This is a genomic window from Enterococcus sp. M190262, assembly GCF_005843965.1.
Lineage (GTDB): Bacteria > Bacillota > Bacilli > Lactobacillales > Enterococcaceae > Enterococcus_D > Enterococcus_D gallinarum.
The window spans coordinates 195,869-215,349 of record NZ_CP040461.1 but is presented as its reverse complement, the minus strand read 5'-3'; the positions used below and the strand labels follow the sequence as shown (position 1 = coordinate 215,349).

The 19,481-nt window shown below is 41.7% G+C and carries 20 protein-coding genes; 13 read left to right on the top strand and 7 right to left on the bottom strand.

Annotated features, from left to right (window positions below; genetic code table 11):
- Positions 1-19: 19 nt before the first annotated feature.
- The 3 genes from FE005_RS01000 (at position 20) to FE005_RS00990 (ending at position 2,815) form a co-directional block, all read left to right on the top strand.
- Positions 20-1,309 (top strand): uracil-xanthine permease family protein, encoded by a 1,290-nt coding sequence (locus FE005_RS01000; RefSeq protein WP_172461439.1) that lies wholly within the window; start codon positions 20-22, stop codon positions 1,307-1,309.
- A 382-nt stretch (positions 1,310-1,691) separates the two neighbouring features.
- On the top strand, positions 1,692-2,291 hold the full coding sequence (locus FE005_RS00995; protein WP_021150315.1) for a LysM peptidoglycan-binding domain-containing protein: 600 nt from the start codon (positions 1,692-1,694) through the stop codon (positions 2,289-2,291).
- A gap of 140 nt (positions 2,292-2,431) precedes the next feature.
- The gene (locus FE005_RS00990; RefSeq protein ID WP_103300244.1) at positions 2,432-2,815 is read left to right on the top strand and encodes an MmcQ/YjbR family DNA-binding protein; all 384 of its coding nucleotides are present in this window, start codon (positions 2,432-2,434) and stop codon (positions 2,813-2,815) included.
- An 86-nt stretch (positions 2,816-2,901) separates the two neighbouring features.
- On the opposite strand, the gene FE005_RS00985 is transcribed toward FE005_RS00990, so the two are convergent.
- On the bottom strand, positions 2,902-3,558 hold the full coding sequence (locus FE005_RS00985; RefSeq protein ID WP_113849348.1) for a TetR/AcrR family transcriptional regulator C-terminal domain-containing protein: 657 nt from the start codon (positions 3,556-3,558) through the stop codon (positions 2,902-2,904).
- Between the two features lie 116 nt (positions 3,559-3,674).
- On the opposite strand from FE005_RS00985, the gene FE005_RS00980 reads away from it, so the two are divergent.
- Both FE005_RS00980 and FE005_RS00975 read left to right on the top strand, forming a co-directional pair.
- Positions 3,675-5,384 (top strand): ABC transporter ATP-binding protein, encoded by a 1,710-nt coding sequence (locus FE005_RS00980; RefSeq protein WP_113849349.1) that lies wholly within the window; start codon positions 3,675-3,677, stop codon positions 5,382-5,384.
- Positions 5,385-5,386: 2 nt separating this feature from the next.
- The gene (locus tag FE005_RS00975) at positions 5,387-7,156 is read left to right on the top strand and encodes an ABC transporter ATP-binding protein (protein WP_003125639.1); all 1,770 of its coding nucleotides are present in this window, start codon (positions 5,387-5,389) and stop codon (positions 7,154-7,156) included.
- Between the two features lie 85 nt (positions 7,157-7,241).
- On the opposite strand, the gene FE005_RS00970 is transcribed toward FE005_RS00975, so the two are convergent.
- From FE005_RS00970 to FE005_RS00960, 3 genes are read right to left on the bottom strand one after another with little or no spacing between them, the layout of a single operon-like run.
- Positions 7,242-7,532, bottom strand: a complete 291-nt coding sequence (locus FE005_RS00970) for a rhodanese-like domain-containing protein (protein ID WP_113849350.1) — start codon at positions 7,530-7,532, stop codon at positions 7,242-7,244.
- Positions 7,507-9,171, bottom strand: coding sequence for an FAD-dependent oxidoreductase (locus FE005_RS00965; RefSeq protein WP_138371140.1), 1,665 nt, complete (start codon positions 9,169-9,171; stop codon positions 7,507-7,509). Before FE005_RS00965 ends, FE005_RS00970 begins: the two co-directional genes overlap by 26 nt.
- Position 9,172: 1 nt before the next feature.
- Positions 9,173-9,484: a rhodanese-like domain-containing protein gene (locus tag FE005_RS00960; protein ID WP_138371139.1), complete on the bottom strand. Its 312-nt coding sequence runs from the start codon at positions 9,482-9,484 to the stop codon at positions 9,173-9,175.
- A 152-nt stretch (positions 9,485-9,636) separates the two neighbouring features.
- Here FE005_RS00960 and FE005_RS00955 point away from each other — a divergent pair, with 152 nt between their 5' ends.
- On the top strand, positions 9,637-9,906 hold the full coding sequence (locus FE005_RS00955; protein WP_021150309.1) for a metal-sensitive transcriptional regulator: 270 nt from the start codon (positions 9,637-9,639) through the stop codon (positions 9,904-9,906).
- Between the two features lie 278 nt (positions 9,907-10,184).
- Here FE005_RS00955 and FE005_RS00950 read toward each other — a convergent pair whose 3' ends face one another.
- On the bottom strand, positions 10,185-10,973 hold the full coding sequence (locus FE005_RS00950; RefSeq protein WP_003125646.1) for an L-threonylcarbamoyladenylate synthase: 789 nt from the start codon (positions 10,971-10,973) through the stop codon (positions 10,185-10,187).
- 396 nt (positions 10,974-11,369) lie between these two features.
- Between FE005_RS00950 and FE005_RS00945 the strand changes: the two genes are divergently transcribed.
- From FE005_RS00945 to FE005_RS00920, 6 genes are all read left to right on the top strand, one after another.
- On the top strand, positions 11,370-12,206 hold the full coding sequence (locus tag FE005_RS00945) for a YitT family protein (RefSeq protein ID WP_003125648.1): 837 nt from the start codon (positions 11,370-11,372) through the stop codon (positions 12,204-12,206).
- A gap of 264 nt (positions 12,207-12,470) precedes the next feature.
- Positions 12,471-13,148, top strand: a complete 678-nt coding sequence (locus FE005_RS00940; RefSeq protein WP_050762645.1) for a L,D-transpeptidase — start codon at positions 12,471-12,473, stop codon at positions 13,146-13,148.
- Positions 13,149-13,195: 47 nt separating this feature from the next.
- The gene (locus FE005_RS00935) at positions 13,196-13,501 is read left to right on the top strand and encodes an MGMT family protein (RefSeq protein WP_003125650.1); all 306 of its coding nucleotides are present in this window, start codon (positions 13,196-13,198) and stop codon (positions 13,499-13,501) included.
- A 121-nt stretch (positions 13,502-13,622) separates the two neighbouring features.
- On the top strand, positions 13,623-14,024 hold the full coding sequence (locus FE005_RS00930) for a VOC family protein (protein ID WP_003125651.1): 402 nt from the start codon (positions 13,623-13,625) through the stop codon (positions 14,022-14,024).
- A 315-nt stretch (positions 14,025-14,339) separates the two neighbouring features.
- Entirely contained in the window at positions 14,340-14,849 is a 510-nt protein-coding gene (locus tag FE005_RS00925) for a hypothetical protein (RefSeq protein WP_138371138.1), read from the top strand.
- The gene (locus FE005_RS00920) at positions 14,846-16,156 is read left to right on the top strand and encodes a glycosyltransferase (protein WP_138371137.1); all 1,311 of its coding nucleotides are present in this window, start codon (positions 14,846-14,848) and stop codon (positions 16,154-16,156) included. The genes FE005_RS00925 and FE005_RS00920 overlap by 4 nt, the downstream gene beginning before the upstream one ends.
- Before the next feature lie 76 nt (positions 16,157-16,232).
- On the opposite strand, the gene FE005_RS00915 is transcribed toward FE005_RS00920, so the two are convergent.
- Positions 16,233-17,003 carry an ABC transporter permease gene (locus FE005_RS00915; RefSeq protein WP_138371136.1) on the bottom strand — a complete coding sequence of 257 codons (771 nt, stop codon included), beginning with the start codon at positions 17,001-17,003 and terminating at the stop codon, positions 16,233-16,235.
- The gene (locus tag FE005_RS00910; protein ID WP_138371135.1) at positions 16,996-17,931 is read right to left on the bottom strand and encodes an ABC transporter ATP-binding protein; all 936 of its coding nucleotides are present in this window, start codon (positions 17,929-17,931) and stop codon (positions 16,996-16,998) included. The genes FE005_RS00915 and FE005_RS00910 overlap by 8 nt, the downstream gene beginning before the upstream one ends.
- Positions 17,932-18,291: 360 nt before the next feature.
- Between FE005_RS00910 and FE005_RS00905 the strand changes: the two genes are divergently transcribed.
- Positions 18,292-18,993 carry a YcjF family protein gene (locus tag FE005_RS00905; protein ID WP_034704047.1) on the top strand — a complete coding sequence of 234 codons (702 nt, stop codon included), beginning with the start codon at positions 18,292-18,294 and terminating at the stop codon, positions 18,991-18,993.
- Positions 18,994-19,481 lie beyond the last annotated feature (488 nt).

Here is a 19,481-nt window from a genome sequence, read left to right as displayed (position 1 = left end):
TAATCGTTTAACGATCGGAATGAATGAAGATATACCTTTAGGACAAGCCATTGTTCTTGGCTTACAACACGTGTTGGCAATGGATGTGTATGTCCCACCCTTTATTATTGCAACTGCTGTTGCCATGAGCTCGTCGGATGCAGCCGGGCTGATCCAATCCACCTTTTTAGGTGCTGGGATTGCTTCGCTGATCCAAGTTCTCTTTTTCTTGAAATTGCCCGTCTGTCAAGGGCCGTCCTTTGTACCAGTAGGCGCAATCATTGGTATCTATTTTGGAGCGCAAGGTATGGATACTGTCTTAGGAGCTAGTATTGTCGGGGCATTGGCTGTTATTCTTTTAGGGATGACAGGGATCTATAAGTATATTGTCCGCAACTTTATTCCCACGATCGTCAGTGGCACGATTATCATGATCGTTGGACTGACATTGTTACCTACAGCTTTTACCAGCAACATTTATCCAGCTACTGAGACATTATCGGCTAATCAGAACATGTTTTTGGCTGCAGTGACAGCAGCAATTTTGATTTTATTCTCAATGTTAGGTGATTACTTCCCTCGTTTAGGTAAATATTTCCGGATTAGCTCGGTGATTATTGCCTTAATGATCGGGACGCTGATTGCTTGGTTCATGGGCGGCGTAGACTTCCAGTCTGTTGCGGATGCTTCATTTTTCAGTTTGCCAAAACTTATTTTCGTCAATTATGGTCTTCATTTTGATGTTTCAGCTATTTTGACGATGCTGGTGATTTATATGGTATTACTAGCAGAAACAACAGGAACTTGGTATGCCGTCAGCTCTGTCACTGAGGAAGCTGTGACAGATGAACAAATCAATAAAGGTGTCATTGGTGAAGGAATCGGTTGCCTGGTGGCTGCTTTAGTAGGAACGACACCAGTGACGGGGTATTCAACAAATGCCGGTATCATTTCCATTACTGGGGTTGCCAGTAAAAAAGTCTTTGTGATGGCTTCCTGCTGGTTCATCCTCTTGTCATTTGTCGGCAAGTTATCAGCATTGATCCATGCCGTACCTTCAGCGGTAATCGGTGGTGTCTTCGCAGTTGTCTGTGTGATCATTTTGCTTAGCGGCTTTCGAGTGATCAAGAATGAAGAGTTTTCTGAACGTGAACTCTATATTATTGGTGTTCCGCTAATCTTAGCGATCGGTCTTTTGTTCATGCCGGCTGAGATCAAACAAGAAACTCCGCAATTTCTACAATACTTATTGGATTCACCGATTGCGTTAAGTGCGATTGCTGCTATTGTGATGAATAAGTTGATTCCAGTGAAAAAAACGGTTAGATAAAGTGTCAGCGAAAGATGCTGCAGCAAGTGAACGCCTGCTTCCAGTCGATGCAACAAGCATTCATGGAAACGCGCTGTTCAGCTGCAGCTTTTTTGTTACGACTGTGTGTAAATTCATCCAATTTGTAACAATTCATAAATAAAAAAGAGGGGATTCACTTTTATTGAAATAAAATAACTAATTTATATTTTTATGTTGATAATCGTTGTTGATTCAAAAGGAATTACGCGACGCTTACGAAACGTAAGAAACTCGACGCATTCGTAATCATCTGTAACGAGATTTTCACCTATGAAATATTCTCTGGTGTTAGACTAGTCTATGCGTTGGAGATTTCTCCTGCGACAGACTATAAACGCTACAAGATGAGGAGAATTATTTTATGAAGTCATTGAAAACTGTTTTGCTTAGTACAGCTGTCCTTGCAGGTCTGGGTGTGTTTCTAGGTGGACAAGATGCGTTTGCTGATGAAGAATACACGGTGCAATCTGGGGATACACTATCTACGATTGCCTATAACTATTTTGGCACCTCAGAAGCCGTTGATAAAATTGTTGAAGCAAACGGCATTACGAACAAAAACTTGATCTATGTTGGTGAAACACTGGTCTTACCAACAGACGATGCCAGCTATACAAATGAACGTTCTTCAGCAGCTGCAGAATCATCAGTCACTTATGAAGAACCAGCTTCACAACCTGCCAGCAGCCAACAAACAAGCCCGAGCTCATCTGCATCAAGCAGTTCTGCAGCAACAGGCTCAGAAGCTTCAGCTAAAGAATGGATCGCGAACAAAGAATCTGGCGGTTCTTATACAGCAACAAATGGCCAATACTATGGACGTTATCAGTTGACTAACTCTTACTTGAATGGGGACTATTCAGCGGCCAATCAAGAAAAAGTAGCCGATAATTATGTTGCTTCACGTTATGGTTCATGGTCTGCAGCAAAAGCATTCTGGGAAGCTAACGGTTGGTATTAATCAAGCCAAACATTCATACGTATCACAGACTCGCTTAGCGGGTCTGTTTTTTTATCTAAATCAACAGTTTGCTGATGAAAGAAACCCTCTAAGATATGGTACACTAAAGAAAAAATCAGTTTCAAACCGGAGGGATGGCAATGAATAATCAGATCCAACAACGAATCGATCGCCTGAAAAGTTACGGTCAGTCATTGGCAGGTGCTAATGTGGCCTATCGTGAGGATTGGGGGACGATTTATTTTGGTCTAATCGGCAAACAGTTTGGTATGATGAGTCCTGAAGCGAACGATGATGCGATCATTACGTTGAAAAATAAACCGGAAGTCAATGAAGAATTACGTGAACAATACCCTAAGGCGATTATTCCCGGATACTATGCCAATAAAACCCACTGGAATTCTATTCGTCTAGCAGCGGATGAGGTAACAGACGAACAAATTGAACAGTTGATTTTGACCTCTTATGAACTGGTTTATCAGAAATTGACGAAAAAACAAAAAGAAGAACTAACAACGCTTTAAAAAACGCAACAAAAACACCAACGAGCCTCGTGCCTTGAAATCGGAAAGCGATTTAAGGAAACTTAGTGAGATTTGTTGGCGTTTTTTTATTTTAGAGAGATATTTCGCTTGTGTAAGCCAGCCAGATAAATCGCGATACTCTCCAGAAAAACTTGACGTTCGTCGATTTGTTTGCGTTGTTGGATGCCTTCTGCCATCCCTTTTAAATGATTCTCAACAACATAGCTGCGCATAGCAGAGACATGTGCCCGCAATTTTTCATCGCCAGTTACAATTTTTGCTCGTAATTGTTCTTCTTTTTGACGATCGAGTAAGTGTCCCAATAAGAGATGATGCAATGCCTGAACGGTTTGACGGCTTTGGGCAGGAGTGAAGCCGGCTTCGATCAATATAGTGATCATTTGCTCTAAATGCAGCAGTCGGCTAGGATAGGAAGGAATCGTATGAATCTCTAGTTCTGCACCACAGGGATATTGGAGATAGAGATCGTAGTAATTGGCCATAAAGGTTTGCAACTGTTCTTGCCAGCTACCCGCAGGGACATCCGGCAGATCATTTTCCATCGTTTCAGCCATCGCTTGCAACAGCTCTTGTTTATTCGTGAAATACCAATACAATGCCGGTGCTTGAACAGAAAGTACTTTTGCCAATTTGCGCATGGTTAACTGAGAAAGGTCAGATGTTTCCTTTAGGTAGGCAAAAGCCGCATGAATAATTGATTCTTTTGATAACTTTTGTTCCATAAAAAAATCATCCTTTGTTCGCTTGCAACATTTTTCTAAAAATGTTAAATTATTGTCCGGCTTTATTTTACAGTGTTAAATAATGCCTGTCAAACTGTAAAGGAGTGTGTTTTAAGATGGATCTTGTTTTACGCCATGTAAAGAAATACAAAGGCGCTGTCTTCATTGCGCTGGTTTCTGTAGCTGTCATGGTACTGGCTACGTTATGGCAGCCGAAGCTGCTGCAACAAGTATTGGAAGCAATCATTAAAGAAGACGATAATGAAATGAAATCGATTGGGGTCCAATTGATCGGTCTAGCCGTGTTTGGGCTGGTGGCTGGGGTCATCAATACTATTTTCTCTGCCAAAGTAGCGCAAGGAGTCAGTGCGGATATTCGTGAAGAAGCCTTTCGTAAAATCCAAACTTTCTCGTTTGGTAATATCGAGAAATTCTCAGCAGGAAATCTGGTGGTTCGACTGACCAATGACATCACCCAAATCCAAAATTTAGTGATGATCTCCTTGCAGTCGTTGTTTCGGATTCCTTTCTTATTTATTGGTGCCTTTATCTTAGCCATGACCACGATGCCTCAACTTTGGTGGGTAATCGTCGCATTGATCGTTGCAGTAGTGATCATTACTGGTCTTTCTTTTACACAGATGGGCAAACATTTCATGATCATTCAAAATTTGATCGACAAAATCAATAGTGCAGCAAAAGAAAATCTTTTAGGGATTCGTGTGGTGAAATCATTTGTTCAAGAAAAAAATCAATTGAACAGTTTCACGAAAGTCAGCGACGAACTAACAAAACACAACATCATCGTTGGTACGCTTTTCTCTGTGATGATTCCGTCCTTTATGCTGGCAGCCAACTTAGCAGTCGTAGGCGCGATCTTCTTTGTCAGCGACCTTGCAAAAGACGATCCGACATTGATCGGGGGAATCGCTTCTTTCATGAATTATTTGATGCAGATCATGATGGCGATCATTATCGGCGGTATGATGATGATGATGACTTCTCGGGCAGCGGTCTCTCTTAAACGATTGAAAGAAATTCTGGTTACCGAACCAGACTTGTCCTACAAAGATGTTCCACAGCAAGAATTAGCAGGCAGTGTGGCATTCGAGCACGTTTCTTTCCGTTATCCTGGGGATGAGAAAAATGCTTTGACAGACATCAGTTTTTCAATCGCTCCTGGAGAAATGATTGGGATCGTCGGGGCAACTGGTGCAGGGAAATCGACATTAGCTCAATTGATCCCGCGCTTGTTTGATCCAACGGAAGGAACCGTGCGAGTTGGAGGCGTCGATTTACGAGAAGTAAATGAGCAAAGCTTACGTCAAACCGTTTCCTTTGTTCTACAAAAAGCGATTCTTTTCTCCGGAACCATTGCCCAAAATCTGCGCCACGGCAAAAAGAACGCCACTGTCCCTGAAATGACCCATGCAACAGAAATCGCGCAGGCAAGTGAATTCATTCAAAAATTGACGAACCGTTTTGAAGCACCCGTAGCGGAACGAAGCAGTAATTTTTCTGGTGGTCAAAAGCAACGGCTGTCTATTTCACGAGGTGTCATCGGGGAACCAAAAATCTTGATTCTAGATGATAGTACGAGTGCATTGGATGCTCGTTCGGAAAAATTGGTTCGTGAAGCCTTTGAAAAAGAACTGCAAGCTACCACCACGATCATCATTGCACAGAAAATTGCTTCTGTTGTGAATGCGGATCGTATCCTGGTGTTGGATAAAGGTCGTCTGGTTGGAGTAGGTACCCATAAAGAGTTAGCTGCCAACAATCCAATTTATCAGGAAATTTTTGAGACTCAGAAAGGAGCTGAATAACTATGACGGATTTGATCAAAGCAAGCAAGTTTTTTTATCACTATTTAAAACGATACAAACTCTCTTTCTTTTTCATTTTCATTACCGTGATTGCAGCCACTTATCTGCAAGTCCAAGCGCCGGTCTATGTGGGGCAAGCCTTTCAGGAATTAGCGAATTATGTTGGTGGATTGATGCAAGGCGTAGATGACAAGTCAAAATTCGTATCTGTCATCTGGAAGTTACTGCTGTTTTACGTATTGGCAAGTGGAGCAAACTTTATTTATAGTATCTTGTTCACGCAAGTGGTGGGGAAATCCACCAATCGAATGCGAATCGGGTTATTCAATAAATTGGAAAAATTGACGATCAAATTTTTTGATTCCCATCAAGATGGTGAAATTTTGAGTCGTTTTACCAGCGATTTGGATAACATTCAAAACAGCTTGAATCAAGCATTGCTGCAAGTATTGACCAATGTGGTATTGATGATCGGGATTTTGATCATGATGTTCCGACAAAATGTCACATTAGCTTGGGCGACGATTGCGTCTACACCAATTGCCATCCTGATTGCAGTCATTGTGATCCAAAAAGCTCGCAAATATGTCGATCTGCAGCAAGATGAAGTAGGAAAACTAAACGGGTACATTGATGAAAAAATCAGCGGCCAACGGATCATCATCACCAACGGTCTTCAAGAAGAAACGATTGATGGATTTTTGCAGCACAACCAAAGTGTTCGGGAAGCCACTTACAAAGGACAAGTTTACTCAGGATTGCTTTTCCCAATGATGCAAGGAATGTCGCTGGTCAACACGGCGATCGTGATTTTCTTTGGCGGTTGGTTAGCATTGAATGGGGATTTGGAACGTTCAGTTGCTCTAGGCCTTGTGGTGACTTTCGTTCAATATTCTCAACAATACTATCAACCGTTGATGCAGATTTCTTCTGGTTACAGCATGATTCAATTGGCAATCACTGGCGCCCGTCGTTTGAATGAGATGTTTGATGAACCGGATGAAGAGAAACCGGCAAATGGTGAAAAAATCACTGGTATCAAGCAAGAAGTGGCATTGAATCATGTTGATTTCGGTTATGATAGTGATCGTTTAATCCTTAAAGATGTCACCATCCATGTCAAAAAGGGTGAAATGGTGGCATTGGTAGGACCAACTGGTTCTGGAAAGACAACCATCATGAATCTTTTGAATCGCTTCTATGATGTGACGAATGGCTCAGTAACATTTGATGGTCAGGACATTCGACAGTTAGATTTAGATGCATTGCGGGAGCATGTGGGGATCGTGTTGCAAGATTCGGTACTGTTTTCTGGGACGATTCGGGAAAATATTGCTTTTGGTAAGCCGGATGCCAGTGAGGAAGCGATTATTGCAGCAGCAAAACAGGCCAACATCCATGAATTTATCATGACGTTAGAACAAGGGTATGATACACCAATCACGGAAGAAAACAATCTATTCAGTACCGGGCAAAAGCAGTTGATGAGTATCGCTCGCACGATTTTGACCAATCCATCCTTATTGATTTTGGATGAAGCTACCAGTAATGTTGATACGGTGACGGAAGCGAAGATTCAGCAAGCAATGGATGAAGCCATCAAAGGGCGGACCAGTTTTGTCATCGCCCATCGTCTAAAGACGATTTTGAATGCCGATCGAATCGTTGTCTTGCGGGAGGGGCAAGTCATCGAAGAAGGTAGCCATCAAGAATTATTGGCAGAAAACGGGTTTTATGCCGAACTTTACCACAATCAATTTGTTTTTGAATAGTTAACTGACGAGTTTAAACCAAAACCCAATGACTGCTACTTGGATCAAAGTAGCGGTCATTGGGTTTTATTTGGTGTAACGTGTTTTAAACGAGTTCACCTGGCCAAGCAGAAGTGCCGCCTAATACATTGATCGCCTTGAACCCTTGCTGGTCCATATAGTGACAGGCTTGCTCTGACCGAGCACCTGAGTGACAAATCACGTAGTAGTCAAGGTCTTTCTCCAAATTGGCAGTAGTGAAGTGAGATAACGGATTATTTTGCGCATTTGGTACATGGCCGCTGATAAATTCATCGACTTCTCTGACATCAATCAGGTGGAACTTCTGTTGTTTGCTTGCTTGATAAAATTCAGGCATTGTGATCGAGTGATACATGAATGATTTCCTCCGGTCTGACGGTTTGATAAAGCGCAAAAGCCCCGTCTAAATTTTTTGCCTCGTAGCCAGATTGTTTGAGAATCCGTTCGGCTAAATAGCTTCGCAGTCCGCTATGACAGCTGACGATATAAGAAGCAGTCGAATCAAGTTCAGTCAGTCGGTCTCGTAATTCATTCAGCGGAATATGCAGGGCGTTTTTGAAACGGCCAGTCATTTCCGATGTATTGCGGACATCTAGTAATTGTTTGCCGGCAGCTAATTCTGCAGAAAGTTCATGCCACTGGATTGACTCACTGATCCCTTCGATTAGATTCAATGCCGCATAGCCGATCAGGTTCACTGGATCTTTGGCGGAACCAAAAGGCGGTGCATAACTCAGTTCCAGTTCTGTTAAATCTGCCACCGTCAATCCACTTTTGATGGCTGTGGCTAATACATCCATTCGTTTATCGACGCCACTCTGTCCAACGGCCTGAGCACCATAGAGAGTACCTGTCTCTTTATTAAAAATCAATTTCAATAGCAGATCTTTAGCACCAGGGTAATAGCCAGCATGATCTTTTCCGCTGACATGAATCACAGCTGGCTGCAAGCCCGCAGATACTGCTGCTTTCTCGCTTAATCCGGTCATGGCTGCTGTAAGCCCAAAGACTCGCAGGATAGCAGTTCCAATATTGCCACGGTTTTTCCTTGGCAGACCAGCGATCACGTCTGCGACTTGCCGGCCTTGACGGTTAGCTGGTGAGGCTAAAGAAATCAACGCATCTTCTCCAGTTAATTGTTGTTTCGTGACGATAGCATCTCCGACAGCGTAAATGTCTTTTTGCGACGTTTGGTAGTTTTCGTCTACAAGGATTCCTCCTCGAATACCAGTAGTGATCCCAGCTTCCGCTGCTAATCTTGATTCTGGTTGGACCCCGATAGACAATAATGTCAGGTCTGAGTCCAGTACAGTGTCATCTTCTAACCGAATTTTTTTCCCTTCTTCTTCAAAAGAAACTGCGGATTGGCCCGTAATGACCTTGATTCCCTTCGCTATCAATTCATTTTTGACATAGGCAGCCATTTCTTCATCCATCAAAGGTAAAACCTGCGATGCTTTCTCAACGACGGTGACCTCTAAGCCACGGTTTTTCAGACTTTCTGCCATTTCCAATCCAATAAAGCCGGCACCGACTACGACGGCTTGGCGGGTATGTTGATCGATTTTCTGCAAAATAGCATCCATATCCGGCACGTTTCGTAACTGACGGCAGTTTGTGGCACGGTCTAATCCTGGGATTTTTGGTATGATTGCTTTTGCTCCCGGAGCAAGAATCAACTTGTCATATGATTCTTCATAAGTCTCAGAATCTCGATGGATAGTCACAGTCTTTTGTTCTGGGTGAATAGCCAGTACTTCTTGATTTGGACGAACATCCAAACCAAAACGTGCCTTTAAGGACTCTGGTGTTTGCAGTAGTAATTGATCGCGAGTAGTAATTTCACCTGCGATAAAGTAAGGAAGGCCGCAGTTCGCAAAGGACACATAAGGACCTTTCTCTAGAACAATGATTTCAGCATCTTCCATTAAGCGACGTAATCGAGTTGCAGCAGACATGCCTCCGGCGACCCCACCGACAATCAGTACTTTCATTTTATTTTCCTCCTTGAATTGGTCCTTGCCATTGATTCATGCCACCGCGAATCGTTGTGGCATCATAGCCCATTTTAATCAATAATTTGGCAGCTTGTTTGCTGCGGACGCCTGATTGACAGATCACATATAACGGTTCTTTTTTTCCTGAATAGTGGGCGATTTTATTTAATGGGACATTGGCGGCATTTCGAATATGCCCACCCCGGTATTCAGAGGGCGTCCGGACATCAATAACTTTCGTTTTTGCAGTCAGTGCTGCGGGAAAATCACGAATAGAGATGGAAGGGACAGAACGAAACAATGAAAACATAGACATTCTCCTTTATATACGGTATGGGGTATATTAAACCCCGTTTTTCTATATTTGTCAATGATTTGATTTGATTAACATTGCGGATACGAAAAGAATGTTTGACCGTTATACCGTTGTAGGGTATATTCTAATGGGAAAGGAGTGAGACGATGGATAAGACAAGAAGTGAACAAAAAAATGTACTGAATCGTTTAAAACGTGCCGAAGGGCAGATTCGTGGGGTTCAAAAAATGATCGAAGAAGAGAAGGAATGTATCGATATCATCACTCAGTTAAGTGCGGTACGTTCAAGTATCGATCGTGTGATGGGCATGATTGTTGCAGAGAACTTGAAAGATTGTTTTGAGAATCCAGAAAAAGATCCTCAAGAACAAGCACAGAAGCTGGAACAAGCGATTCAGATGATCATTAAGAAATAGTAGCTCTATTCTTTAGGAAGAGACTGTTTTCATAGGGGACTGGCTGATGTAACCAGTAAGCTGAATCAGTAAATCTGGAACGCTATCATGACGATCAAAGAAATGATTTGATCTGTGAAGAGTAGTATTGAAAGGAAAATGCTGTTGTATGCAAGAATTACCCTCAAAAAATTAGGACATCAGCTGTAAGCAGTTCGATCTAAAGTCTCAGCTACGGTCGAAGAGTCGTAGCTAAGGTTAGTTGAATGCTTGGACTGATGTCCTAATCTATGAATTGCTTAGTAGTATTCGCCGTGGCGATAGTCCCAGGAATTGAAGTGATCGGACAAAAACAGTTGGATTTTATCTACAGCTAAACCCTTCCGAATCAATACAGGCGCCGGGGTGATCGATCGCTGAGAGCCTTGATGAGGAATCAATTTGCCAGCAGAATCTACGAAAGAAACCATGACTCCTTGTTCGTAGCGGGTCTCTATCGTTTTATCTGGTTGGATCGAAGCGACATAGTCATTGCTTTCAATGATGAGGTCTGCTTCGTTAGCGATTTGTTCACCAATTCCTTCCACCAGACCACGATTGCCTTTACCAGAAGGATTTGCTGAGCTGGCAAACAATAGCTGTTGCTTTTCCTCCCAAAGAGCTTTAGCGATTTGTTCTCCAGGAACGCCGAATTTGATGACGAAACAACTCGTTTCCCTGGTATCCATCATCAATTCTTGCGATCCGTCAGGAATATATGCTTTTCCAGACTCTTTCCATGGTAAGATCGCGCCAAAAAGAACATCGTTGTCCCAACATTTTTGGTAAACTGCCGCAATTTCATCGTTCCATTCCGCTAATTCTTGTAATTGTTCCAATGAGCTGCATAATACAACTCCTGGCTTATTACGTTTGCGATTTTTGGCAGAAAACTTGCGTTCTAGTCCTTTCTTGTCAGAGACGGCAATAATATAGCCTACTTTAGTGGGGCAAACGATGACTTTGCCTTCTTGCTGGAGCAGTTGGATTGCTGCTTCGTTGGGTTCGCCAGACCAAGTGGTTTGTTTGTTTGTCTTCAAATGGTTCATCCTTCCTCATTTTGTTTATTTCGCCTAAAAATTCAGAAAATTCTGATTTAAAATCGTTAACCTTGATAATAAGGGAATCTCTAAAGAGAGTCAAGGGCAAAAAGATGGAAATGCAGCAGCATTCTGGATGATCATTTTCAGAGAAGGCTGAAAAAAATGCTTCTCTTTTCCAACGATTCTGTGAGAAAATGAACGTCAGAACGCAAGTCAAAAGGTTCCTGAACAACCAAGTTTTGAGCAAATTTTTCTTACCTGTACTTGATCTTATAAGAAAAAAAGTTTCAGTCTTCTGAACAGAAATTTTGTCTCAACTCAGAGATGAGGGTATAGTAAAAGCACAAGTTCTCGGAAAAAATGACAGCTTCTATTCGGATGATCAAAGAAAAGAGGAAGACAATGAAGCAATTGATAACTTATAGTAAAATACTCTCTGCACTGGTGATTCTAGCGGTGAGCATCAACATGTTTTTAGGTCCTCATCATATTGCAGCTGGAGGGGTCAGTGGCATTGGAATCTTGATGGAATCTGCTTTGGGCTGGGACCGTGCGCTTGTGATCATGGTTCTGAACAGTGTGATGTTGGTTCTGGCCTATGTTTTTTTGGGGAAAGCGCCTTTCTTCAAGGTGCTGTTCGGCAGCATAGTTTTTCCGTTAGCAATTGCCGTAGTGCCTGAATATATGTTGGCCAGTGATCGTCTGCTGTCTGTTATTTTTGGGAGTGCGATTTTTGCTGCTGGGGTTGCTATTTTATATAAAAATAATTCTTCTAGTGGCGGAACTACGATTCCGCCGCTGATCTTCCAGAAATATTTCCATATCAATCCTTCCATCGGGCTTTTAGCCACAGATGCGGTTGTGGTAACAATGAGTTTACTGGTTTTTGGGTTTGAAGAATTTTTGTTTGCGATTCTTTCGATTGTGATTACTTCGATCGTGATGAATTATATCGAAACCGGGATGGACCGCAAGAAGTCTGTGATGATCATGAGTGAGGAATATCTTGACGAGATTCAAGCGGCCATTGCAACGGCAATTTCTAGAGGGGCAACCTTGTTAGAAGCACAAGGTGTTCATCGAAGAAGTGAGAAACAAGTTTTATTGATCGTTGTCAACGATCAAGAATTTGCTGATATCAAACAATTGATTGAAAGCATTGATCCGCAGGCATTTGTAATTGCCAGCAATGTAGCTGAAGTTTTAGGACGAGGGTTTAGTTACCACCCGATTGAATGAGGCCTGTCCGCATCCGTTTGAAGCGCTGCACGATGTTGTAGGCTGGTTCTACTCTTTCATTTTTAACTGGCTTTTTAGTTACAAAGGCGTTAAACTGCTAATGGATCATTTTATCAAGAGTTTTTTAAGAGACGCTGAAACGAAATCTGCTGTTAACTTGTTTTGTCACTGCTGATTAAAATCACGTTTTAGAAGCAGCTTTGGTAAAATGAACTGGAAATTGTGCCTGAGAGATTTTTCGACGGCTTAGTAAGGATAGAAATAATGAAAGAAAGATACCCTAAAAGAACCATTGGTATGTTTGTGAGTGCTGTGCTGTTATTCATTGTTAGTGCCAGCCTATCACATAACGTAGCCGCTGGTCAGACGAACCAGTCTACAGAACAGACCAAACAGACCATTCCTAAAAAAGCAACGATCCCTACGAAAAAAAATGCAATTACTAAAAAGGAGAGATCAGGAACGTCTAAATCCTCAGAGGATTCTTCTTCGACAGAAGTAGCCGTCGCAGATTGGCGTCATCCATCTGAGAAGAAAGCCTATCCTGTTTTACAAGAAGGTGATTGGGTCGATGTCTCATTGGCAAACCAGCGGGTGAAGATCATGCGGAAGAATCGAGTGCTTTATACGATGGTTTGCTCTACCGGATCAGGAGGAGACCGAAGAACGCCTACAGGAACTTATTCCATTCAAGCTGAAAGAGGAGAAACTTTTTTTAATGAATCTTCTGGTGAGGGAGCGAACTATTGGGTATCTTGGAAAGATCATGGTGTCTACTTGTTTCATTCGGTGCCGATTGACGCTTCGGGAGATTACATTGAAGAAGAAGCAGAAGAACTAGGACAAAAAGCCAATTCTCATGGGTGTATCCGTTTGACTGTTGCAGATGCAAAATGGTTTTATGAACATGCCCTTTATGGCATGCAAGTTATCGTGCATTGAGCGAACAAGCAAATTCGCTAACGATTGAAAGGAGCTGCTTGATAGGTATGAATCCATTTTATGAAGAGGTGTATCGTTTCGTAAAGAAGATTCCGTATGGCAAAGTGGCTTCTTACAGCCAAATAGCTTGGGCTTTAGGTCGCTTGAATGGTGCACGAGCTGTAGGACGCGCCATGAAATATTGCCCAGAGTCATTACCAGCCCATCGGGTAGTACGAGCAGACGGCGAGATCGTGGGCTTTACCGCCGTAGAACGAAAGCAGCGGCTGCTAGCAGAAGGGATCGTCTTTAAAACAAACGGAAAAATCGATATGAAACAATGCAGCTGGCATGGAGAAAAGGAGTCATCCTGAAAAATGCCGCTGCATTTTTTGTGAAAATAGCTTCAAATTGATTGTTTTGTATATCTGGATCGGCCCTTTATAATAAAGGAGCAATGACATGTCGCTCGGGTTTGTCAAAGGAGGAAACAGCATGGGAAAGATGGTTTTTATCAATTTGCCTGTTCAAGATATCAAGCGAGCTACTAGTTTTTATGAAGCGTTGGGCTTTAGCAAGAATGAAGAATTTTCGAATGAAACATCAAGTGGAATGATGTGGAATGAGACGATTTGGGTGATGCTGTCAGAATATGCGTTTTATGAACAGTTTTTAAATGGTAGAAAGATTGCGGATACGCAAAAGACGAATGCTGCCTTGATCGCATTTAGCTTTGATACACCTGAAGGAGCTCGAGACTTTGCTAAAGCGGCTGAAGCCAATGGGGGACAGTCGTTTCAAGTAGAGATGGGGATTCCAGAGGAAGAAATGCTTGGTTTTGAAGTGCTTGATCCGGACGGAAATCAATTAGAATCTGTCTGGATGAAAGGGTACTAAAAAGCAAGATTCGTGGGTGTTCAAAAAAATGGACTTGCCTGATAACTTTTGAAATTGTTGTTAGCGGTTTTCTTTTTAGGAAGTCGAATTAAAAGAATAGGATCACAAGGAAACTGGCGCAAGCTAGTTTCTTTTTCTTTCGAATCGATTCAACTAAAATGTAGGTATACTCGCTTAGACCTAGTCCTACAAGAGGACAAATATAGCTTTTATTGATTAAGTGTTTTTGTGACCGCTACCAGGGTTGATGCTTCTTTTTAGTAATAAGCGATGTATAGATGGAGAAGAGAGTTACAGCCAAAAGGAGGATGTGGGATGAAAAAAAGAATCACCAGAGAAGAAGTCAGTCAACAGCTGGTTTCAGATTTGTTTTTTGAAAAAGGACATTTAAAGTTAACGTTGTGGCAATCATTTTTGACACTGCTTGCGTGGATTGCTGTGATCGTACCATTCGTTTGGGTCGCTTTCCCGGTTTTCTTTCCGCAAACAGCCGCTCAAATACGATTTAGGACCTATGTGGAGGAAGCCACTATTTTTAGAGTGTTAGCATTGTTTTTAGGAATTTCCTTCGTTCTTTTAGTTATTCTTTTTGTTCTGTTGACCGTGAGGAATAATCGGCATTTTCGCCATACATTGCGGAAAGAAGTCTTGCATGATGAAAGAAAACTTGAACAGCGCAAAGAAGTGTTGGAAGAATTTTTTGATGACCGTTTTGGTCCTGAAGAGATGCGGCATTCTGTTTGTTATTATGAAGTGAAACCGGAACAAAATCTAACGGAAACAGAAATAGTAAAGTTGTATAAAGATAAGGGGGTCTCTCTATGATTGAACAAATCGATACGGGATACCCGATAGTGGATTTCTTCCTTTTTCTATTAGTGGCCATTTTATTTACTTATCCAATCTTAGGCGGCTTTGCTTGGTTCATTGGCGTCCTTTGTCATACGTATTTGTTTAAGCATCAACAGATTGAATGGATCCCCATTCCCGAAGCAGTAGAGCCAATGATCACGATCATGGTCCCTGCCCATAATGAAGAAGTGGTCATTGAAGATACCATTCATTACTTAATGAATAAACTGAATTATACCCGTTACGAAGTGTTAGTCACAGATGATGGCTCAACGGATCAAACACCAGAAATCCTTAAGCGGTTGCAGCAAACCTACCCTAATCTACGAGTGGTACACATCCAAAAAAACCAAGGAAAAGCCCATGCCTTTAATATCGGGATCGGTTTTGCTAATGGAGAACTGATTTTGAGTAACGATGCAGATACTGTACCGGAACCCGATGCACTCTGGAAATATGTCAATTACTTTATTCGCCAAGATGCGGTAAATATTTCAGCGATCACTGCAAACATGGACGTTCAGAATCGGACGACGATTGTCAGTAAGTCACAAACTGTTGAATTTTCAAGTATCGTAGGTATTATCAAGCGGACGCAACAAGGCGTGCTAGGTGTTATCTATGCATACAGCGGTGCCAACACGATGTATCGAAAAAATGCTTTGATCGATGTGGGACTCTTCCGCCAAAATCGTGCCACCGAGGATATCAGTATTGCCTGGGATCACCAATTCCAAGGCTGGTTGTCCTTGTTTGCTCCGCGGATCATGTTTTTCATGGAAGTTCCTGAGACCATGAAGATGCTTTATCGCCAACGGAAACGTTGGGCAAAAGGCGGTACAGAAGTTTGGCTGACAAATTTCAAAAAAGTATTCACTCATCCATTTCAAAATATTGGTCGGTCCGTCATGTTTGTGGATCAAACATTGAGTATTATTTGGTCGATCTTCTTTTGGATCTCTTCAGCACTGTTCATCTTTTCTTTTCTTCGTTTTGCATTCGAAGGAAACATTGAACGAATGTATCATATGGTGACAATGGCCTTCCTATTCGTTTGTTTTGAAATGGTTGCTGGGATCATGCAGTTGTTGACTAGTTTATTGGTGGACGATGCTGGCAGAAAAATCAAGTATTTCATTTTTGCACCATTTTATATGCTGATTTATTGGATGGTCAATGCTTTAACGATCGTAACGACCTTCATACCAGCGGTCAAAACAATTTTGGGACACGGCAGCGGTGTTTGGGTCAGTCCCGAAAGACAAGGCAAAAAGAATTAGAAAAAGGCTGTGCCAAGAACTCTCTTAGTTCTTGGCACAGCCTTCCTGTTTTTATTGAAAGATAGCCGTCAGTTTCTTAGCTGCGTAGACCGCGGCCTTTTTCAATTAATTTCCAACAGACACCGTACAAAACAATTATGAATAAAACTAGAATCAGAACAGAGACTAAAATCGGCACATCAGTTGTGCCCAAAAAGCCATAACGGAATCCAGAGATCATATAGACGATTGGATTCACTTTAGAAATAGCTTGCCAAATTGGTGGCAGCATCGAAATGGAATAGAAGACGCCTCCTAAATAAGTCAGTGGCTGTAGGACAAACGTTGGCACGATCGATACATCGTCAAATGATTGGGCAAAGATACCATTTAGCAAACCAGCTAGTGAGAAAAGAATTGCGGTCATCACTAATGTCAGAATAACCATTACCCAAGAAAAAACATGCAAAGGAACAAAAAAGAGAGAAATCACTGTGACCAGCATACCAACTAAAATACTTCTGCCCAAACCACCGAAAACAAATCCCCAAATAATCACATGAGTAGGTACGGGTGCAACTAAAAGTTCCTCAATATTCTTTTGAAACTTCTGAGAAAAGAAAGAAGACGAAACGTTCGCGTAAGAACTGGTGATCGTTGACATCATGATCAGCCCGGGAACGATAAATTCCATGTAGGAGAAGCCGCCCATTTCGCCAATACGGCCGCCAATCATTTTCCCAAAAATAATAAAGTACAACGAAGTCGTTATCACTGGTGGTACGAGTGTTTGGACCCAAATCCGTAAATAGCGGTTGGTTTCTTTGACCGCTAGACTTTTTAATGCTGTAAAATAAAGACTAAACATTTTTTTCCCCCGCTTCATGCTTTTCTTCGGTTAATTTCAAAAAGAGTTCCTCTAAACGATTCGATTTGTTGCGCATGGAAAGAACTTTGATTCCTTGCTTAGTAAATTGCTCAAACAAATCATTAACGCCTTGATTGCGCTCAATCTCGACTGCTAACGTTTGATCATCTTCAAAAGCACTTTTATAGCCGGAGATCACAGGTGGTTTCACATAGGTATCTAAGTCAAAGAGGAATGTCTCAAACTGTAATTTGGACAAAAGGGTCTTCATGCTGGTATCTTCGATCAATTCACCGGATTGAATGATTCCGATGTTGCGGCAAAGCATTTCTGCTTCCTCTAAATAGTGAGTGGTTAGAATAATCGTCGTACCATTTTTATTTAATTTTTGCAAGAAGGCCCACATTTCTCGGCGCAGTTCGATATCTACGCCAGCTGTTGGTTCATCGAGGATTAAGAGTCGCGGCTCGTGCATCAAAGCCCGTGCAATCATCAAACGGCGCTTCATTCCTCCCGAAAGCATTCTGGCCCGAACATCGCGTTTCTCCCATAAATTGGATTGCTTTAGGTATTTTTCGCTACGAGCGATCGCTTCTTTGCGAGGAACGCCGTAGTAGCCCGCTTGATTGACGACGATTTGCTGTACTGTTTCGAAAGGATTGAAATTGAATTCTTGTGGAACTAAGCCGATTTGTTGCTTGACTTGAACCAATTCTTTGTCCAAATCATAACCGAAAACTTTGACACTGCCAGAAGATTTGTTTACTAGTGAAGTAATGATCCCGATGGTTGTTGATTTGCCAGCACCGTTCGGCCCTAAAAGCGCATAGAAGTCACCTTCTTCAACTATCAAGTTGATACCGCGTAATGCTTCGACGCCGGTCGCATAGACTTTTTTTAGATCTTTTATTTCAAGTGCATAGGTCATTGATTTGTTTTCTCCTTATCAAATGATGATTTGTTGTGGGGATTGGCAGCAGCTGCTGCCTATATGAATAAAACACGCTCGATTAGACATGCTTCTCTGAATAGAGGTTATGACACTTTCATAATACCCAAGAAACAAGTAGTCATTATACCACGGGAGAGACTCTCGTTTAAAGGGGGTATCGTTGGATCGGTCATGTGAGCTTTTCTGTTAGAAAGAAGTTGATTTCTTGTGCTTCCGTTAAGAATTATAACACCTGAAGCGCGGCTTTAGGTGATTTTTGTTTGTTAGTGTATGATGAAAATAAGAGGTTGAGAAAGCAACTAAATCTATGACAACTAATCATTAAAGGTGGTTTTTATGAAATTAAAGAGAAACACTCCCAAAAATAAAAAATCTCAAAAAGAGATTTTGCTGCAACAAGTGGATGAACCTGTGAAAGAATCGGCAGAACAAGAAGAGTTTCAGTCATTCTTTGCAGAAGTTTTAACCAAACTACCAAACAAAACGGCAGGGATCATTCGTCGATCTTTTGAGAAGTCAAAACATACGGCAGAAAAGATCCAAGCAAAAAGCCGTACCCAATTTGATGCCGTCTTCTCTGAATTTTTAATGGGTGTGGATGATGCGACGAAGAAGAAGGCGCATCGAATCATCCATGCCGCTTCTCTGACGGCGGCCATCATTGGTTGTTCACCTATTCCGTTTTCAGATGCGATACTCCTTGTACCTGTTCAAATGACGATGATGGCTAGACTACACAAGTTGTTTGGTCAATCGTGGGTCGAGGGAATCGCAAAAAGCATTTCTAAAGAATTAGTTGTTGTTAGTTTAGGTAGAAGCGCTGTGGGGAATATTATCAAGTTCGTACCGGGAGTCGGTACGATCGCCGGCGCGTCCATTAACGCGGGGGTAGCCAGTGCTATTACTGAATCTTTAGGTTGGGTTACTGTTAAGATGCTGAATGACGGTGAAGATATTTTTGAACAAGCCATGTCCTTTAAAGGCCAATATCACACCTTATTTAAAGCATTAAAAAAAACACGAAGCAAATCATCTTAAAACATATACCGCTCGCAAGAACGTTCGTATAGGATGAGTCCAGAAACATCAACAATAATTTTTTCAAGAGACCTTTGGCTATTCTCGAAGGTCTCTTTTGCTTGTGTAAGATAAAATAGGGGGATTTGTTTTTCCTGAAAAAGTATAAAAGCATCACATGGATAATTATCGTCAGTAAATGGCTAACCGAAAGCAGCGATAAAAAGGTCTTTATTAACAATAATTTTCCTGCATTTATAGGAGTTCCTGCCAAAACATTTCTAGTGACAATGTAAAAAAAAGTGAGTTCATTTTCCCGAATTGGGTTTCTCAAGATACAGATTAACTTTATAATTTTTAGTTAGTGGAGTTAAATTCTCATTAAAAATTGATGGCTGAAAGGAAGCACTTAAGTAGTAGGGAGGATCAATTACAGAATTAAGGTCAGAGAAGGCAGTCAGATGCCTTTTTTTATAACAGTAAAAAGTTGAGCGTTCTTCCTTTGTTGA

What these genes read in the sequence shown, in the direction of transcription:
- FE005_RS00955 (WP_021150309.1), top strand. Translation starts at nt 9,637, where the DNA reads ATGGATAAGACAAGAAGTGAACAAAAAAATGTACTGAATCGTTTAAAA.
- FE005_RS00940 (WP_050762645.1), top strand. Translation starts at nt 12,471, where the DNA reads ATGAAAGAAAGATACCCTAAAAGAACCATTGGTATGTTTGTGAGTGCT.
- FE005_RS00920 (WP_138371137.1), top strand. Translation starts at nt 14,846, where the DNA reads ATGATTGAACAAATCGATACGGGATACCCGATAGTGGATTTCTTCCTT.
- FE005_RS00965 (WP_138371140.1), bottom strand. Translation starts at nt 9,171, where the DNA reads ATGAAAGTACTGATTGTCGGTGGGGTCGCCGGAGGCATGTCTGCTGCA.
- FE005_RS00910 (WP_138371135.1), bottom strand. Translation starts at nt 17,931, where the DNA reads ATGACCTATGCACTTGAAATAAAAGATCTAAAAAAAGTCTATGCGACC.
- FE005_RS00935 (WP_003125650.1), top strand. Translation starts at nt 13,196, where the DNA reads ATGAATCCATTTTATGAAGAGGTGTATCGTTTCGTAAAGAAGATTCCG.
- FE005_RS00905 (WP_034704047.1), top strand. Translation starts at nt 18,292, where the DNA reads ATGAAATTAAAGAGAAACACTCCCAAAAATAAAAAATCTCAAAAAGAG.
- FE005_RS00985 (WP_113849348.1), bottom strand. Translation starts at nt 3,558, where the DNA reads ATGGAACAAAAGTTATCAAAAGAATCAATTATTCATGCGGCTTTTGCC.
- FE005_RS00990 (WP_103300244.1), top strand. Translation starts at nt 2,432, where the DNA reads ATGAATAATCAGATCCAACAACGAATCGATCGCCTGAAAAGTTACGGT.
- FE005_RS00980 (WP_113849349.1), top strand. Translation starts at nt 3,675, where the DNA reads ATGGATCTTGTTTTACGCCATGTAAAGAAATACAAAGGCGCTGTCTTC.
- FE005_RS00930 (WP_003125651.1), top strand. Translation starts at nt 13,623, where the DNA reads ATGGGAAAGATGGTTTTTATCAATTTGCCTGTTCAAGATATCAAGCGA.
- FE005_RS00950 (WP_003125646.1), bottom strand. Translation starts at nt 10,973, where the DNA reads ATGAACCATTTGAAGACAAACAAACAAACCACTTGGTCTGGCGAACCC.
- FE005_RS00960 (WP_138371139.1), bottom strand. Translation starts at nt 9,484, where the DNA reads ATGTTTTCATTGTTTCGTTCTGTCCCTTCCATCTCTATTCGTGATTTT.
- FE005_RS00975 (WP_003125639.1), top strand. Translation starts at nt 5,387, where the DNA reads ATGACGGATTTGATCAAAGCAAGCAAGTTTTTTTATCACTATTTAAAA.
- FE005_RS00945 (WP_003125648.1), top strand. Translation starts at nt 11,370, where the DNA reads ATGAAGCAATTGATAACTTATAGTAAAATACTCTCTGCACTGGTGATT.
- FE005_RS00925 (WP_138371138.1), top strand. Translation starts at nt 14,340, where the DNA reads ATGAAAAAAAGAATCACCAGAGAAGAAGTCAGTCAACAGCTGGTTTCA.
- FE005_RS00915 (WP_138371136.1), bottom strand. Translation starts at nt 17,003, where the DNA reads ATGTTTAGTCTTTATTTTACAGCATTAAAAAGTCTAGCGGTCAAAGAA.
- FE005_RS00995 (WP_021150315.1), top strand. Translation starts at nt 1,692, where the DNA reads ATGAAGTCATTGAAAACTGTTTTGCTTAGTACAGCTGTCCTTGCAGGT.
- FE005_RS01000 (WP_172461439.1), top strand. Translation starts at nt 20, where the DNA reads ATGAATGAAGATATACCTTTAGGACAAGCCATTGTTCTTGGCTTACAA.
- FE005_RS00970 (WP_113849350.1), bottom strand. Translation starts at nt 7,532, where the DNA reads ATGTATCACTCGATCACAATGCCTGAATTTTATCAAGCAAGCAAACAA.